The 17,196-nt window shown below is 54.3% G+C and carries 14 protein-coding genes and 2 tRNA genes; 7 read left to right on the forward strand and 9 right to left on the reverse strand.

What is annotated here, in order from left to right; genetic code table 11:
• The 3 genes from Q8902_04950 to Q8902_04960 are packed head-to-tail and all read right to left on the reverse strand — an operon-like array spanning window position 1 to window position 3,547.
• Window positions 1-741 (reverse strand): glycosyltransferase family 2 protein, encoded by a 741-nt coding sequence (locus Q8902_04950; GenBank protein MDP4198903.1) that lies wholly within the window; start codon window positions 739-741, stop codon window positions 1-3.
• Entirely contained in the window at window positions 742-2,340 is a 1,599-nt protein-coding gene (locus Q8902_04955; protein ID MDP4198904.1) for a glycosyltransferase family 39 protein, read from the reverse strand. It abuts the gene before it with no gap.
• A 34-nt stretch (window positions 2,341-2,374) separates the two neighbouring features.
• Window positions 2,375-3,547: a thiolase family protein gene (locus Q8902_04960; protein MDP4198905.1), complete on the reverse strand. Its 1,173-nt coding sequence runs from the start codon at window positions 3,545-3,547 to the stop codon at window positions 2,375-2,377.
• Window positions 3,548-3,702: 155 nt separating this feature from the next.
• Between Q8902_04960 and Q8902_04965 the strand changes: the two genes are divergently transcribed.
• The 3 genes from Q8902_04965 to Q8902_04975 all read left to right on the forward strand — a co-directional run bounded on the left by Q8902_04965 (window position 3,703) and on the right by Q8902_04975 (window position 4,775).
• Window positions 3,703-4,125, forward strand: coding sequence for a cobalamin B12-binding domain-containing protein (locus Q8902_04965; protein ID MDP4198906.1), 423 nt, complete (start codon window positions 3,703-3,705; stop codon window positions 4,123-4,125).
• Window positions 4,126-4,205: 80 nt separating this feature from the next.
• Window positions 4,206-4,296: transfer RNA gene (locus tag Q8902_04970), tRNA-Ser, on the forward strand.
• A 5-nt stretch (window positions 4,297-4,301) separates the two neighbouring features.
• Entirely contained in the window at window positions 4,302-4,775 is a 474-nt protein-coding gene (locus tag Q8902_04975; GenBank protein MDP4198907.1) for a putative metal-dependent hydrolase, read from the forward strand.
• Between the two features lie 159 nt (window positions 4,776-4,934).
• On the opposite strand, the gene Q8902_04980 is transcribed toward Q8902_04975, so the two are convergent.
• A tRNA-Met gene (locus Q8902_04980) sits at window positions 4,935-5,008 on the reverse strand.
• Window positions 5,009-5,169: 161 nt separating this feature from the next.
• Between Q8902_04980 and Q8902_04985 the strand changes: the two genes are divergently transcribed.
• On the forward strand, window positions 5,170-5,754 hold the full coding sequence (locus Q8902_04985) for a hypothetical protein (GenBank protein MDP4198908.1): 585 nt from the start codon (window positions 5,170-5,172) through the stop codon (window positions 5,752-5,754).
• Entirely contained in the window at window positions 5,751-6,416 is a 666-nt protein-coding gene (locus Q8902_04990) for a class I SAM-dependent methyltransferase (protein ID MDP4198909.1), read from the forward strand. The genes Q8902_04985 and Q8902_04990 overlap by 4 nt, the downstream gene beginning before the upstream one ends.
• 62 nt (window positions 6,417-6,478) lie before the next feature.
• On the opposite strand, the gene Q8902_04995 is transcribed toward Q8902_04990, so the two are convergent.
• The 5 genes from Q8902_04995 to Q8902_05015 form a co-directional block, all read right to left on the reverse strand.
• The gene (locus Q8902_04995; GenBank protein MDP4198910.1) at window positions 6,479-8,200 is read right to left on the reverse strand and encodes a hypothetical protein; all 1,722 of its coding nucleotides are present in this window, start codon (window positions 8,198-8,200) and stop codon (window positions 6,479-6,481) included.
• Between the two features lie 29 nt (window positions 8,201-8,229).
• On the reverse strand, window positions 8,230-9,024 hold the full coding sequence (locus tag Q8902_05000) for a hypothetical protein (protein ID MDP4198911.1): 795 nt from the start codon (window positions 9,022-9,024) through the stop codon (window positions 8,230-8,232).
• Entirely contained in the window at window positions 9,021-9,551 is a 531-nt protein-coding gene (locus tag Q8902_05005; GenBank protein ID MDP4198912.1) for a dihydrofolate reductase, read from the reverse strand. Before Q8902_05005 ends, Q8902_05000 begins: the two co-directional genes overlap by 4 nt.
• 15 nt (window positions 9,552-9,566) lie before the next feature.
• Window positions 9,567-11,552 carry a hypothetical protein gene (locus tag Q8902_05010; GenBank protein ID MDP4198913.1) on the reverse strand — a complete coding sequence of 662 codons (1,986 nt, stop codon included), beginning with the start codon at window positions 11,550-11,552 and terminating at the stop codon, window positions 9,567-9,569.
• Between the two features lie 65 nt (window positions 11,553-11,617).
• Window positions 11,618-13,714 (reverse strand): sodium:solute symporter family protein, encoded by a 2,097-nt coding sequence (locus Q8902_05015; protein ID MDP4198914.1) that lies wholly within the window; start codon window positions 13,712-13,714, stop codon window positions 11,618-11,620.
• Between the two features lie 118 nt (window positions 13,715-13,832).
• Here Q8902_05015 and Q8902_05020 point away from each other — a divergent pair, with 118 nt between their 5' ends.
• Together Q8902_05020 and Q8902_05025 are read left to right on the forward strand one after the other, a co-directional pair.
• Complete coding sequence (locus Q8902_05020) at window positions 13,833-15,581, forward strand: DUF4062 domain-containing protein (protein MDP4198915.1); 1,749 nt, start codon at window positions 13,833-13,835, stop codon at window positions 15,579-15,581.
• Complete coding sequence (locus Q8902_05025) at window positions 15,578-17,158, forward strand: tetratricopeptide repeat protein (GenBank protein ID MDP4198916.1); 1,581 nt, start codon at window positions 15,578-15,580, stop codon at window positions 17,156-17,158. Before Q8902_05020 ends, Q8902_05025 begins: the two co-directional genes overlap by 4 nt.
• Window positions 17,159-17,196: the final 38 nt, after the last annotated feature.

Here is a 17,196-nt window from a genome sequence, read left to right on the forward strand (position 1 = left end):
TTACTTGAGGTGAAGGAATGGAATGAGGAGCATGTCCCAAAATACTTTCAGTGTCCGCACGAGGTTGTACGTAATCCGCGAATCCTGATCGTGCGTCCACTCGACCGGAAACTCGACAACCGAATAGCCCCGTCGCGTTGCCAGCCAGAGAACCTCGCCATCGAAGATGACTGAGGTTAGTTTGACGTGGGTAAACAGGTCGTGTGCAGCCGCGCGAGTAAACAGTTTAAATCCGCACTGGGTGTCCTTGAGCTTGAGTCCGAGATAACTTCGCTGGATGAGACCGAAGATTTTTGAAAGGCGCTCTCGGATGAACGACTGGTGTTCCATGACTTTAGTCCCTGCAATGGCCCGCGAACCGATCGCAATGTCCATGCCGGTATCCAGTAGCGCCTCGGCCACATGCAGATATTCCAGCGGCACGGCGTAATCGGCATCCATGAAAAGGATACGTTCGCCTTTTGCTTCGCACATTCCTACCTTGAGCGCCTTTCCCTTGCCGGCGTTCGGCTGGTATTCGATGCTGCGACCCAAAATGTTTGCGGGAAGCTGAAGAAAGAGGAGATCGGCCTCGGCCTTTGTCGTGTCGCGGCTGCCATCGCTCACGATGATGATCTCGAATGTGCCGGGCTTACCCGCCAGGTATGCGAGGGTCGCGCGGAGTGTTCGCGGCAAGCGCGTCGCTTCGTTGTAGCAGGGGATGACGATCGAAAGGTCGATGGTCGATTGGCCGTCGTTCATTCAGTGGCGAAGCTGATAAGCGATGGTGGATTGTATCGTATCGCGAGCGACATATCGATCTTGCAGCAATTGTTCGAGTTCAGGATAGCGCAGAGCGATGGTCGTTCGGCTGTCATCGTTCGTATTACCCTGCGATGTGTATCGGTCGGCCGTCTCAACAAGAAAAAGCTCGGGAGGGTTACGTATGAGCGAGGTCACTAATTCGTCCCGCTCATGCTTAGGGGCGCCGATTGGTTTGAAGTGAATCGTATTCAGGTACTCATTGGCGGGCTGACGGCCACTCTTCCAATAAACGTACGGCGCGAAGCCGAAGATGAAGATACGATCGCTGGGTTTTGTGTTCGCGAGCACAAAATTTGTGAGCGAGTCACCGGCCACGTAGCCGTTTGGAGGGGTCTCGCCGCGCACCATCGCGCCAAATTCATGCGCGCGGGTATGCAAGTCGGCACGCGAGGTCCACGCATAACTCAGAAGGCAAAGCAGGATGGCGAGGACTGTCGCGTTCGCCCAAACAGGTAGAGTATCGCGCTTCGAAAGTAATTGGCCAATATGTCCAATCCCCGCGCCAACCAGAAGATCAGCCCATGGCAAAAGAACGGCATAATGATATGTAAAGCCCTTGTTCTGGGCTTGGACGATAATGTATGCAATGAGGCATCCAAATACCAGCAACATTAATGATAAATATTCCTCACGCGTGTGCTTCGCCCTCGAATCGCGATCGAACGCCCAATAGATCCATCCAAGCATTGCAGCAACGAACCACGCGATGTCCAGCGCGTGGAAACTGGTCCGCAGATTCGTGATAGCGGTAAATGATCCGGAGTAATTATTAGAGACATAGGTGGATGTGGCAGAAGTCGTGATCTGCCACAGCGGCAACAGCTCGCCATTCGCGACGAGGTAGAGGCTCTCTGCTCCAATGGCAATGGCGAATCCTGTTAGCATCCAGGTTATCCCCTTCCAGCGGAGTTGACGCTCATCGCCGGAGTGAGTCCAAACGACAGCGGCGGCAAGTATGAGAAAGAGGGCACTCGGATACTTGAAGTAGAACGTGATTCCAATGCAAACTCCGGCGAGTGTCGCGCGAAGCCAAAGCCCGCGTGTTTCCGAAATAGTGCGCTGGGGTAAGACGAGCAATACGGCCAGTAGCAGGAATGGCACGCTGTACGTCTCTGCCTGCGCAGTGTCCCAATGGCCGAAGATATAGTATTGGAGAAGAAACGCGACCGAAGCCATCACGGCTGAGACATGCCGCCACGGAGTATTTTTCCAAAAGCGAGTTGCGAGCAGGAAGACCAGCGCGATGCAGAGCAGCGCGTTCAGATAGTCGAATATCCGAATGGCACGAACGCTCTTGCCGAACAGCGCGAATGCGGTGGCATAGGTGTAAAAGACATTCGGCGGCTTAATGTCCCAAAAGTCGAGATAGGGTCGTTGGCCGTGAAGAATCGCGCTGCCGCCGTATGCGAATGTGCCCTGATCGTAATCGAACGGCCAGTAGATAGTAGGGAGCAGCAGGAGCGCTGCAACTCCAACCGTGAAAAGTAGAGCCCAACGAGTGGATAGTGGATAGTGGATAGTGAATAGTTCTCTCATTCGCAGTCCTCTTAACTATCCACTATCCACTACTTTAGAGGCGTTCCACGATCATGGTCGTGGCCTCACCGCCGCCAATGCAGATCGATGCAAGTCCAATGCGCTTGTTTTGACGTTCGAGCGCGTTCAGGAGCGTGATGATAATACGGGTGCCGCTTGCCCCGATTGGATGACCGAGCGCTATGGCACCGCCGAGCACGTTCAGTTTCTCAAGCGGAATGCCGAGCGTATTCTTCGCCGCCAGCGAAACGACAGCAAATGCTTCGTTGACCTCGAACAGGTCAATGTCATCCAACGTCAGCTTGGCGCGCTTGAGCGCCGTGCGGATCGAATAGACCGGTGCCGTCGTGAACTTAGCGGGTTCCTGCGCATGGGAAGAATAAGCAAGGATACGCGCCGTTGGCTTGTAGCCTTTCGTCTTGGCGAACTCTTCACTTGTGACTACCAGAGCCGCTCCGCCATCGTTGATCGAACTGGCATTGGCGGCCGTTACTGTACCATCCTTGCGGAAGGCGGGCTTGAGCGTTGGCACTTTGTCGTACTTGACCTTTTTCGGATTCTCGTCCTCGGTCACTTCGACGGTTTCCTTTCCGCGTTGCACCGTTACGGGCGTTATTTCGGATGCAAAAGCACCATTCGCCATCGATTCGTTGGCAAGCTTGAAGCTGCGGATCGCAAACTCGTCCTGCGCTTCGCGTGGGATGGCGCATTCGTCGGCACACATTTCCGCCGCCTCGCCCATGTGGAAATTGTTATAGACGTCCCACAAACCGTCCTTGATCATTTCATCGACGAGTTCGGCATTGCCCATCTTGTAGCCCGAGCGGGCCTTTGCTAAAAGGTACGGGGCGTTCGACATGGATTCCATGCCGCCCGCGACGACGACGCTCGCATCATTCAGCAGGATCGCCTGTGTCGCCATCATGACGGCCTTCATGCCGGAGCCGCATACTTTGTTGATCGTCGTGCACGGCGCGCTGTTCGGGATTCCGGCGCCAATTGATGCCTGCCGGGCCGGTGCTTGTCCCACGCCCGCCGTCAGGACGCAGCCCATGTACACTTCCTCGACATCTTCGGGCTTGACGCCCGAGCGTTCGAGCGCGGCTTTAATTGCGACAGAGCCGAGTCTCGGGGCCGGTACTTCGGCGAGAGAGCCCATGAATGTACCGATTGGGGTGCGTGCGCCGCGAAGAATTACTGGTGTCATAATAGATGCTAAGTGCTCAGTGCTAGTACAAAGTTTGGAGGTCGAGTGCACCTGAAACAACCCGGTGAAGTATTTTGTCCCGTTCTGTGTTTAGCACTGGCTGACCATCTTAGGACCCAGCACTCAGCATTTAGTACTCAGCACTTTTAAGCACATTGAGAAAGATACGAGTTCTCATCGCCAAAGCCGGATTGGACGGTCACGATCGCGGCGCGAAAGTTATTGCCGCCGCACTCCGCGATGCCGGCATGGAGGTAATCTACACCGGCTTGCGCCAAACGCCCGAAATGATCGCCGAGGCCGCATTGCAGGAGGATGTTGACGTGGTCGGCATATCCATGCTTTCCGGCGCGCACATGACAATCTTCCCGCGAGTCCTGAAGCTCCTTCGCGACCGAGGGCTCGATGATGTCCTGCTGACCGGCGGCGGCATTATGTCGAACGATGACATCGAGGAGTTGAAGAAAATTGGCGTTGGCCAGCTCTTTACACCCGGTGCGGCGATGGCCACGATAGCTGAGTATATCCAAAATTGGGTAATGGAACGCGATGCGGCTCGAGTAGCGACCGCTGAATAACGGCTTCTGAGTAACGACAAAAAGAAGTCTGCAATTTTCCTTTCTCGTTACTCGTTAGTCGTCCGCTCAATACTGAGTCTGGAGAGGTGCAAGAGTGGTTTAATTGGGTCGCCTGGAAAGCGGCTGTGCGTTAATAGCGCACCGAGAGTTCGAATCTCTCCCTCTCCGCCAACAGCATGACGATTACTTCCTGTACCGAGAAGATCGAATCCATTCGGGCACTTCCCGAGCGATTGACCGATGCCGTCCGAGGCTTGACGGAAGCCCAGCTCGATACACCCTATCGCGATGGCGGCTGGAGTCCCAGGCAGATAGTGCATCACGTTGCCGACGCCCACATGAATGCCTTCGTTCGGATGATGCTGATCCTCACTGAAGATCACCCCAAGGTCAAACCATACGAGCAGGATGCCTGGGCAAAGACCTCATCTTACAAAGGGCCGTTGGAACCGTCGCTTGCTATCATTGGCGGGCTTCACTCGCGAATGGCCAGCCTTTTCGAATCGCTCGGGGATGGGGAATGGAGCCGGACAATGAATCACCCCGAACGAGGCGATGAGTCTCTCGAAACCGTGCTCGAAATGTATGCGAACCATGGTAGGGCCCACGTCGAGCAAATTCTCTCTCTCCGACGGCAGAGGGGGTGGTAGAAATGCAGGGTTCTGCCCGGAACCAGGCCCGCTCGCCAAGCGTGAGTTTACGATGGGTAAGGAATGCTCTTGAGTGTCTGGCAGGACTCCTTAGGGGTTCCAACGACGTCTGGTAACCTCGACAAGACTTAGGTGACACAACCCTTTGTGCGCTTTATGTAGCGGGGGAGGGATTCGAACCCACGACCTACGGATTATGATTCCGACGCTCTAACCGACTGAGCTACCCCGCCAAATTCAATTACGAATGACGAATGAAGAATGACGCATGGGTCATTCTTCATTCGGGCCGTCCGAACGAAATTCTTGCTCAACGTGGTTCCGTCGCACTGTGACTCAACTTTTATTACAATACCTCGAACGTCCGCCCCGAGAACCCACGCCTAATCCGCCGGTGGTCATTTTAATACATGGGCGCGCTGCTGAGGCGAAGACAATCTTCTCCATTGAGGGCCTTCTCGATCCATCGTATCACGTTCTGGCCATCACCGCGCCCTATGAGTCCGCACTGGGAGGTCGCGAGTGGTTTCACCCGCCGGAGCCGCTGCCCGGGGAAGTCCATGATGCGAAGCAGTTTGAAGAATCCGAGCGGATGCTGACGGCCGATATCGAGGCCCACATTGCGAGGCTGAATGCAGATCGGTCGCGAGTATTTCTCTGGGGCTTCAGCCAGGGCGCGGCGATGGCATTGATCCTGGGACTCCGAGGTCAAATCAAGCCGCAAGGTGTGATTCCAATGTGTGGCTTCTTGCCGACCGGCGTGAAGCACTGGAAATCGTGGGATACAAGCCCACGGTTCTTGTTCGTCCACGCAACGGAGGATGAAGTACTTCCGACGGAATCATCCCAAAAGGCTAAAGCTTTCGTTGAATCAAAGGGTGCAAGTGCTGAGTACCATGAGTATAAAGGACGCCATAAGATGACGATGGACTCGATCAAGTTTGTGAATGATTGGATTAAAACGATAGCGAGCGCGTGACCGAGAAACTCCATTACGATTTCGACCTTCGACTGGAAGTGCCATCGAACGCACACGGCCTGCAATTCGCGCTCATTCCGGAACACTCGCGCGTTCTCGATGTCGGATGTGGTACCGGGATTATCGGTGCGGAACTCCAGAAACGCAAGGCGTGCCTGGTCGATGGAGTTGACTTCGACGAGCAGGCTCTTCCGGTAGCCAGCACGCGCCTGCATCGCGTCTCCGGTGCAAACCTCGACGAACGGGATTGGGCGGAGCATCTCAAGCTGGAGGGCCTCAAAGGATACGACATTGTGATTTTTGGCGATGTGCTCGAACATACGCTCGAGCCGGAGAACGTACTTCGAGAAGCGAAAGCACTTCTCGCGCCGAATGGCCGTGTCATTCTGAGCATCCCGAACGTGGCCTACTTTACGGTGCGTCTTCGAATGTTGTTCGGAAAATTTAATTACGAGGAGAGCGGCATTCTGGACCGCAATCACCTGCGGTTCTTTACGCTCGCCACTGCTCGCGCAATGGTTTCACGCGCCGGATACAGCATCGTCTCCCAACAGTATGCCAGTTTTGTGTTGCCATGGGGACGTCCGATGCCACGGTGGCTGATGCGAATGTTCCCGGGATTGCTGGCGGCAGGGTTTATATTCGAGGCTAAACCCGTGTAGCGCCGGACCTTTAGGTTCGCCGTTGAAGACAATTCACCGGACCTAAAGGTCCGGTGCTACAACTACTTGGTAAAATCCAGCACTCGCGTCTTGCCCTTATAGCGTATGGTCAGCACGCCGCTACCTTTTTTCGATTCGAGGAAGGGGGAGTGGAAGAGCCAATTCTTATTTTCTATCTTCGACAATTTCATTAAAGTACGATTGCGTGCCTTGCTGCAAAGTAATTCAACTTTGTCATTTGCAACTACAACGGAGTCGTAGCATCCCTCATCGACATCGAACCATTTCGGTGGTTGACACCAGACAACATAGCCACCATGTGAAGCTTTGCTGCGGAACCGTTTGCCGTGTTCTTCCTGAATTATCTCATAGGGACTCAACATATATACCCAGACGTAGTGCTTCCAGTCAGTTATATTAATCCAGCCGGGTTTCCCTTCATCTTCAAGACTACTCCCAACGAAATCAGTTGGAATGAAAAGATCGTACTCGTGATACTTCACGCTATCCGGCAAATCGTATAGCGCCACGAGTACATTCTTATCCTGATAAATACGCTCGTAGGGCGAGCCGCCGTACGATTTATCCTCGCTGGTGTAGCCTTTCTTCACCTGTTCGATGCGTTCGAGCATGAAGCTTGGATATTCGGGAAAAAACATACCGAGTTCGTCGGCGCTGACGTATGGATGCAGTCCCGTGATGATATTATTCGGTTTCGCGGAGTTGAAGACCAGCGACCACGACTGCTGCTGTATCGGCTGTACGATCCCGCCCTGCATCGAGCCGAGGCAGTAGTCTTTCGTCATGTACTCGTATTTGTAGACCGGCGCGTGGAAAGTTGAGTCATGTGTTGCGTCGCTCTTGCTCCACTCGTCCATGTAACGAATCATCTGCCGCCCGCGCTTGAGGGAGAATTGCTCGTAAGGCTCGGTCCGATCGGTCGCAATCTGGCGGATAATCTTGGGGCAGGTAAATTTTGTCATTGTCGCGAAGGCAACATCGGGGAGGAGATGCGTGACCGAGTCCTCGAAGAAATACTGGCCATAGGAGTTGATCTCCGCCTTTCGCGGATCGAGCGCGGCGTCATCTCCGACGCGGGAGTGGGTGCCACAATAGCTCCCATTCAGGTAGTCGGAAGCATAGTCCGCGAGTATATACTCGAGCATCATGGTGAAGCGGCGCTTGAGGCGGGCGTCCTTTGTGTACTCAGCCAGAAGCAGCAGAGGAGTGATATAGTAATAGCCATAGCGCGGCGAGGACCATTCCGTTGTTCCGAAGCGTGTGGTCTCATCAATCCAATGATCGAGATATGCTTTCGACTCGGCATAGATCGCACGCGAACTCTTACCCATAAACCATTCTGTATCAGCAAGATCCGGCCATGCTTGGGACATTAGTAGCAACGACCCATAATACATTAGGAAGTGGTTCTCAGTGTCTCCTCGGTAGGGCGTGTTATGCTTCCAGGCCGATCGGATGCGCGCTTTGTATTCCGGCCGGAGCACGTCCTGCGTGGCGTAGAAAAGTCCTGCGCAGCCGTACATCCAGAACATATCGCCGTATGCGCGCGCGAGCAGTGTATCCAGATGCCGGTAGGCGTCGGCGGTATCGAGACCGAGGCGGATTTTCGCGGCGATAATGGCAAAATCGTTGCGGGCGGGGATGCCAGAGACGCGAGTTAGCACGGAGAGTTTCGTGGCGGGGGATTGTGCGCTTGTCTGAACTGTGATTTGTGTGATTAGAGTGATCGGAATGATGATTCCAGTCACGATCATGCGCATCATTTTGATCACATAAATCATAGTTCAGACAATTATGGCGTGACGAGAAAGGACTTGAGAGTCCAAATTTGACGGTATGGCAACTTGTTCTCCGGCGGCATTACCCTTTTGGATTGTCTCATCACACCCGACCCCAAGGTCGCAATTAGGACCAGGCCAGTCTCTTCATCTCCGATTACAAGCCTGCTCGAAGACCGCGCCATACCATCCAAATGACACTCATATGGATCGATCGTTCTCGGGGCCGGCTCCGGCGAGCCAATCCAGGCAGCGTCGTTCGCTGTCCGGATGTAACTTGTATTTCGACTGCAAAGGAAAACCGTATCGTAATTGGGAATCGCGTAAGCTGCCATCGAGGCATATGGCTCATACATCCCACGAATGCTCGTATTCCAGGTCTTCCCCGCATCCTCTGTCCACCACGGGCCGTGTGCTGTGGCAATGTATATCTCCTCCGGGTTCTTTTGATTGACGGCTACATCCATCACTTCAGAGATGCGCCAGTCGGTGAGCTGCTTCCAGTGCTCGCCATAATCGGTCGAGCGGAGAACGCCGAGCCCGGTCGCCTCGTAAATGATGCGGCCGTTCGAGGACTGGACCATGTCCATCGAGAAGCACTTGATGTTATTCCAGCCCAAGTGCCGCCATGTCTTGCCGGTGTCGTCGGATTGGTAGAGGCCGGAGCCGTTCGAGCTCCCGCCCAGAAAGGCTCCGGTGCTATCATTGCCGATGGCGCATGCGAAGATGCGGAGATGTTGGGCATGGAGCACGTTCGTCAGCAGCAGCACGCCAAGGAATCCAATGGACAGTGAGAAGGGGGTCTTCACGCTTTTCTTGTCACGGCGTATTTTGTGATTATTGTTCCGCGATCGTTTACTTTTTCGATGCTGATCTGCTCCAAGTTGATGTCGAGTTCTTCTTCGATGACAAAGTTGCCACCCGTTCCGAATATTTTCGGTTCGAGCGTCAGCCACAATTCATCCACTAAATTGTCGCGAAAGAATGAGGTGGCGACATGTGGTCCGCCAACGACGAGCATTCTCCCATATCCTTTGTCTTTGAATCGCTGTGTCAATTCCTCTGGAGCCAAATCGGAGAATTCTAACTGACCTGGTACCACGTATTTCTTGTACTGTGTAGGATTCCGCGTCATGATAACGAGGAGATTCTTCGGCGAGGGCTTGACCGGCGCAAAGTCAAAGGTGCCGCTTCCCATAATGATGAGAGGACTCTCGTCCCATGTCTTCTTAAAATAAGACTGGTCTTCTTTTGAAGACCATTGCTGGACATGTGGGTCGCCCCACTTCGTAACCTTTCCATCGAGGGTTGTAACAAAAACAACGATCGTCTTCATAATGCCATTCTATAATTACAACAGGCGCCCACGGCTCGCTGGGTTTGGTATAGGAACACTTGAATCACGAAAACGAAGCTCCCCGAAGAATCCTCCGAGACGAGGTGTAATAATTAGTTGGTCATTCTCAACGCGAGCAACCAACAAATGTTTGACCACCAGCGTGATCCACTGTGCCCATGCCCAAACAACAATTCCGGTTGGCGGGAGCGGGGGAGTGGGTCGGTCGCCGTAGAACTCGAACCAGCTCGCACCTGCCCCAGCGCGTTCGATCAACCAGTTGATTGCTCGCTGGGCCTTCATCACATTGCCCGCTTCGAGCGATGCCGCCGCCATGAACATCGTCGCAAAAGGCCAGGGACCCGGCGAGTCCGGCTCCGAGAGCACATTGTAGCGGCCATATCCGCCACCTTCCCACGATTGCGACCAGAGCGCGTCGAGCGCGTCGAGCGTCGTCTTCGCCACGTCCGATTTTGGATCGACCACGCCAAAACAAATCGGGAAACACTCGGAAACATCCGGCTCCCAGATTCTCGCGCCTTTGGAGGCAAGCGGCATCCCGTCTGGCACGAATTGCTTCTGGAATTCCGAATTGATGTTTGCTAATGTGAGCTCCGTTTGGATAGATCCATCGAGCAGCCGACGCTTGATGATGCGGCCAGACTCGATCATTGAGTGTGTCGGATGCTCGAGAAAGCTCTGGCGCATGCGTTTGGCTGTAGCGCTCCACCGGGAGCGATCATCCTCGCGATCCAACTGCTTCGCGATCCAGCTTGCATCACGCAAACCGAGGATGCCGAACGTCTGGTGTGAAACGTCGTAGCCAGGGAGAATGCCCATTGCTTCGCCCCGCTCCCAGATGTCTCTCGAAGCCATGAGCAGTCCGGTCTCTTCGTTCAGATATTCGGGCCGGAGCAAGTAGTCGGCAATGGCTTGGATTCGTGGATAAAATGCTTCAATCAGTTCGCGGTCACCGGTCCACTCAAGATAGGTACGACACGCCTTCAGGATTTCGCCGTTGTTATTCAGCTCGGCGTCCTTACCACCTCGAAACCGGCTGGATTCCACCGCCATACCTTCGGAAATGGTGAGCCGGGTTAGAATATTAGCGAGAACACTCCGTGCGACCTCGAACTGGCCGGAATAGACCGCGGCTTCACATGCGATCGAAGCATCACCCGACCACTCGTATCCATATTGCCAGATGCTAGCATCGAAGCGGCCATCCATCGTGATGGCGGCCCGGAGTCCCTGCGCGGATGCACTAAAGACGCGCTCGATCTCATGGATGAGCGGAGAAGGATTCGCATCGGTCCATCGCGCACAACATTGCTCCCAATATGCGACTTCCTTGCCGAGTAACTCTCGGTTCGGCTTGAGCACCGGGTCATCGCCCAGCGAGTAGTAGATCGTGGCCTGGTACATCCCCTCGGTGCGTTCAAGAGGGAAACGGAGCGTTCGCTCGTGGAATACTCCGGAGGTAAACGAACGAACCAGAAGTGACTCGTATCCACGCGCGCCAAGCATCGTGTCATTGCCAACAAACTCATCGTAGAGGGCGGGATTCGCATAGAGGGCGACCTCGAGTTCGATCGACTCGAATTCACGGTCCGTACCAATCGTGTATTCGCGAATTAGCACGGGATCCTCCACCGAAGTGACGAATCGTTCGATTACGTAGACGTCACCAGCCTGCCACATTGCAGTGACTCCCGGCAGTCGATCTGGATACCAGACGACTTGTAACGTCTCGTCAGGCTGATACCGGACGCCATCAAGGATCAGCGTCGGAGTAGTTTTGCTGAGGCCATACTCAGGGTGATACAGATGCGTGGACCACTTTCTGGCAAATTGATCGGGGTCAGCGATGAGCAAGCCGAGCCGTGTCGCGCCCGGATGGCGACTCCATTGAATCGCGGCCTGAAGTGTACCGGAGCCAAGAAAAAAATAGTCGGTATCCGGGAGTGTCGTCTCGAAATCGGGATGGAGGCTTTGTGCCACAATATTGAATGATGAATGATTAATGTCCTATTCGTCCCACCGGTCCTGTTCGTCCCATTCCACTTCTAAGAACCGATTCGCATGAGGAGAAGATACAATAATATGATCCCTCCGACGCCGAGCCAGCAAAGACCAAATCCGATCATATCTTGTTTCGTGAGTGTCCAGAATTCCCAGTTGGTCCCCGGGAACATCTTGTCTCGGTTGGCGAGCTCGGGATCCTCAATGCGCCTTCGCACTTCGATTGCGTCGAGTTCCGGATCCGCATGCGCCGGAGTGTGTACACGGGCGTAAAACTCCCGGAGGACACGTTCGCTGTTAGGTCGCGTGAACAAACTCACGATGAAGAGGACAAAGAACGGAAAGAAAATGTCGAAGAGGAAGGACATTGCGGATAGTCCTGCTTTGGAGCAAGTCCTCAGATCGACACCTGTAAGACCGATGACCCACAGCTGAAATCGAAACAGACCCTTGCCTTCGCGCACGCTGCTACCCGTCGGAGGCCCGATCGTTTCGAAGTAGATTCCGGTAGGTTCTTCGCGGTCAATACGTGTAATTTCCTCTCCGACCATCATCGCTCTGCCCGCGGCAACATCCTCGGTCTTAGCCCGGACCGCGTGCCGCTCTTCGCGGCCCTGTGTCATCACCGTGAGCGCCGGACTTGTCCGAAGCGATGGGATTGCCGGAATGACATTCGGCACCACGACTGTGACCATGATCGAAAGCAACATCTGAACGATTACGGCCTTCGTTGTTAGTCGTCGCCAGAAATAGACCAGCCAGATTGATGGACCAATGATTGTCCCAATCGATAGCACGTATTTGAAGACCACGAAGATGTCATTGACAACATACGCGAACCCAATGCCGCCCATGAGTACAATGAAGATTACCATTCGACCGACAAAGACCTGCGCGCGTTCGGAGGTTTGCGGACGGGCCGGAAGCAGAATGTTCTTCGTAAATGCCGCCGACCATTCGAGGCTCGATGACGCTTTCGAAGCCATATTGGCCGCAAGCACACTTGCAATCATGATCCCGATGAATCCAGTGCCAAGGAGATCGCCGGTCATCGTACCCCAGACGTAGGTGGCATCGGAGAGCTTGCCCCCATAGAGTCCGAGGGCAATCAGGCCGGTAAAGGCCCAGCCGATCATGACCAGCCGTTTGACAAATGCACCAGTAATCATACCGACGCGAGCGGACCGATCATCCTTCGCCGCGCCGCCAATCGTAAAACTGCGAGGGGCCAGGCCAATGAGATTTACCAGCACCATCGTGGCAACGAACCACCAGGTATATTCGCTGCCGGCTCCAGTCCCAAACAGTCGAAACATGTCGTCCGCGACCCTCGAATGCAGTCCTGCGAATCCACCCAATCGCATGAGCCCGACCGGGATGAGGATTACGGAGAGGAAAAGGATCATGATGCCTTGCAAGACATCGGTATATGCAGCGGCAAAGAGTCCGCCCATGATGACATACGCTGCCGTGACAAGCCCATAAATGATATAAAAGGTCGTAAGGTCGAGATAGGAAATCGTGCCTGTGATCGTGCCAGCCTTTTCCTCTGCGTGTAACAATTCGAGACGAATCTTAACCGAATCCGGTAGTGGAGTACTCTTCGCACGCTCCTCGAGTACTCGCATCTCATTGAATTCCCGGACCTGTCGCTGATCGGCGAGAGTATACTCCGACGCTGGCTTTATCATCACGGCTTGCATAGTCTTGCCGGTGATGAGATAGCCGATCGAGGAGCCATAAATTGCGGCGAGCAACAAGTAGACGGCAAAGAGACCACTCAGGAAACGGGACTCGAACCGGTGCTGATAAATATCGCCGGGAGCCAAATATCGAGCGCGCCGCTGAAGTACGGAAGTGAACCAGTAGAATGGTGTGATAAACAGAACAAGATTCTGAAACCAGACGCCCTGTAATCCCTGCCGATAGATTTCTCTCGTGACCCCAGCGGCCTGATCGGCGGAGACCATGTTGCCGAAATTCAGGAAGCCCATCATGGCACGGCCGAAGCTGCGATCGGCCTGAAAAAAGTCCTTAGTCGTACGAATGCGGCGCTGGGTCCAGCGGCCGATGGCGATTAGCGCACCGAGATACAGCGCGATGATCGACCAGTCGATAATGTGAAGTCCGAGGAGATGCACGGGTGGATAATGAACGGACGCGGGAATATATTCCCGCCGCTTGGCATTGCGATCTATTATATTTGTGTGATTCTCATTGCGCGTTCGATTTCAGGGTGATTTATACCAGGACTTAATCATGTCTCAATCTTCGGAACTTCGTGTCTTCATTTCTTCCACGTTTCAGGATTTGCAGGAAGAGCGCGAGCATTTAGTCAAGAAAGTATTTCCGGAAGTTCGGTCGCGGTGCCGCGAGCGCGGCGTGACATTCACCGAGGTCGACCTTCGGTGGGGTGTGACCGAGGAGGATGTGACTTCCGGGCGAGTGATTCGCACCTGTCTCGAAGAGATCGATCGCACCCGACCATACTTTATCGGTATCACTGGCGATCGGTATGGTTTCGTACCACAGGCCGGTGACATAAAGGCGGACCCGGAACTCCTGGAGCGATTTCCCTGGATCGAGCAGGCCCTCGCCGAGGGTGCAAGCCTGACGGACCTCGAATTCCGCTATGGTGCCCTGAACCGGTTAGTCAACGAATCGGAGCACGACCAATGCATCTTTTATTTTCGTCAACGGCTTTGGGGTCGCGATGCCGCGTCCGTGGATCGGATGAAGCTCATTTCGCTTGAGCGCCGCGTTCGGGAAAAGGGATTCCGTATGCATCCCTATCAGGATGCGACGACGCTTGGGGATTTGGTGCGAACAGAACTGCTGGCGATTCTCGAGCGCGACTTCGCCGATTCCAAACCGCCGACGCCGCTAGAAGCAGAACGATTGAAGCATGAAGCATTTGCCTCCTCCAGACGGCACGCATATCTTCCGAACCCCGAGTATGTCGATCGACTCGACCGATTCGCGGCGAGCGATGAAGTGCCTCTTGTGATTTACGCGGAGTCAGGAGCTGGGAAGAGTTCGCTCGTTGCTCACTGGGCCGCGAGTTACCGCGAGCGGCAACCTTCGACTGCTGTGATCGAGCACTATATTGGTATTGGCGCCGGTGCCACAGATCATTATGGCGTGATGCGTCACATCATGGAGGAGATCAAAACCCGGTATGACCGTACCGAAGAGATTCCGGGAACACCGGAGGAGATCGAGCGGCAGTTCGCGAACTGGCTCGGATTCACGCTTCAAAATCCTGTCGTTATCATCATTGATGGCGTCAACCAGCTTTCCGGCGTGGCGGCGAAGCTCGAATGGGTGCCGAAATTCTGGCCGAACAATATTCGCTTCATCATCACGGCGGCAACGGAGGAAACCCTGAATGACTTAAAGCAGCGGAATTGGCAGGAGATGAGGGTTCGCCTTCTCGAAGCCGAGGAGCGCAAAGCCATCATTGTACAGTTTCTTAGAGAGTATGGCAAGGCGCTGGCAAGTCATGAAATCGACCGCATTGCCAACGATCCTAAATGTGCGCACCCATTATTTCTGCGTACCCTTCTGGAGGAGCTTCGGATTTTTGGAAGTCATTTCGAGCTCAGTGACCGCGTAACAAGATGCTTGAGTACTGCCGGCACAGATGAGCTTTTCCAAATCGTTCTCGAACGAATGGAAGGAGATTTCAGCCCGCAACAAGTCCGCGATGTCATGTCTCTTATTTGGGCTGCCCGCACGGGGCTCGCAGAAGGGGAGCTTGTCGATGTCACAGGCATTGGGCGACTCGACATCTCGATGATTACCATGTCGCTGGACTATCATTTGCTTCGGCGCGACGGACTGCTGACATTCTTCCATGACTTTCTCCGCCGAGCGGTTGAGGCCCGCTACCTCGACGCGGAAGAGACAAAGCGGCAGCGCCACCTTGCACTTGCCGATTACTTCGAGAAGATCGTTATGGACTTGGCTGAGAAGGAACTTGCGGAGTCTGTCCAGACCGCAGCATGATTACGTTTCGGGTTGCTCGTGAACTGACATATCAACTCGAAATGGCGAGCGAGCACGATCGGCTGGCGCAAGTGCTGGCGAGCGTTCCCGTATTCCTATGGCTATCAGGCGTCTCAGATCGCACGGATGTCTTCCGGCAGTGGCAATATCTCACGGTATCTGGGATCAACCCGGAGCCGCTATATCGTGCCTCATTGGCAAAGGCCCGTAATATTAATTCGAGCCTGTTGCCGGACGCGCTTTACCAACTCTACTGGATGTTTCAGGTTCGTGGGGCGTGGGATCTATCTTACGATCTGCTGACGGAACTCCGCCTGTGGGCTTGCAATAACGGCAGCCCAACATGGGAAATCCGCGCGACGCTTGGCTTGGGCGTCATTCGCTGGAGACGTGCGGAATATGATGATGCCATGAAGCACCTGGAGCGATCGCTCGAATTAAGTGAAAAGAACCACGATTTGGTGAGCGTATCATTCGCATTGGGGAACATGGGAAACGTCTATCGTGACCAAGGCCAGTATGCTGATGCAACCAAGTGTTTTGAGCGGCACTATACAATCGCCAATTCGCTCAACGACAAGCTTGGAATGTCACGAGCGATCACAAATCTCGGAATCGTTCGCAGAGAACAAGAACAGTTGGAAGAGGCACGGGCATGCTTTGAGGAGGCGCTTCAACTCGCTCAGTCTTTTGGGGATCGTTCAATCCAGCTCTATGCCCTCGGGAATATGGGAGCGCTCTTTGTCGACATGGGGCGACTCGACGAAGCAACAACCTATCTGTCAGAGCACCTTGCACTCGCGGAGCGCCTGGGAGACAGAAGAGGAATGGCCGCGACGATGACCAACTTTGGCAATATCCAGGCCGTGCTCGGACGATACGAAGCTGCTTTGCACTCGTTCGAGAAGCAACTAGCGGTTTCGGAGTCACTCGGCGAGAAAAAGGGGGTAGGTGAGGCCTCATTTGCGGTCGCAAAAATGCATCTGAAGCAAGGTACTTACGAATCAGCCTTACAATATACCCGACGCTCGCTTGATACATTTCGTGCGATTGGCGTTTTGACCGGCGTTGGTGTCACGCTCGCGCAGCAGGCGCAGATCCTTCTGGAAACCGTAAGCGCTTCAACGGCCGAGCAACCTGCGATGCGCCCGTTCTACCTCGATGGCGTCATCGAGGAATCGACCGGATCGACGTGGCAGCAGAGCACACTTCAGGCGGCGCGCTCCCTGGCGGAGGAAAGCGTCTCTATAAGTCAGCAGGTTGCCAAACAGGATGCACTGTTCCTTGCTTCAATCCTTCTGGCCCGCATCGACGCCGCCGAAGGAAACCTTCCAACGGCCCTGAAAACACTTGAAATCATGCTCTCCAAAACGACCGATGGAGAGCAGATTGCCGATCTGCATTATTGGCTCTGGAAGATGGGGAGCGAAAGACCAGTTCGCTCCACACATCATGATGATGCGCTTGCTCGGTACGAATCACTCTACTTGCGGATCCCGAAATTCGAATTCTTGAGGCGCATCGCAGATCTGCGCGGCCAGCGGATTCCGATGTCGGCGGATGATCTGGAAGCGTGACCCTCAGCACTTTTTGGTAGGTGGGCCAGTTGTTCCAC

It is taken from the genome of Bacteroidota bacterium, from assembly GCA_030706745.1.
Lineage (GTDB): Bacteria > Bacteroidota > Ignavibacteria > Palsa-1295 > Palsa-1295 > PALSA-1295.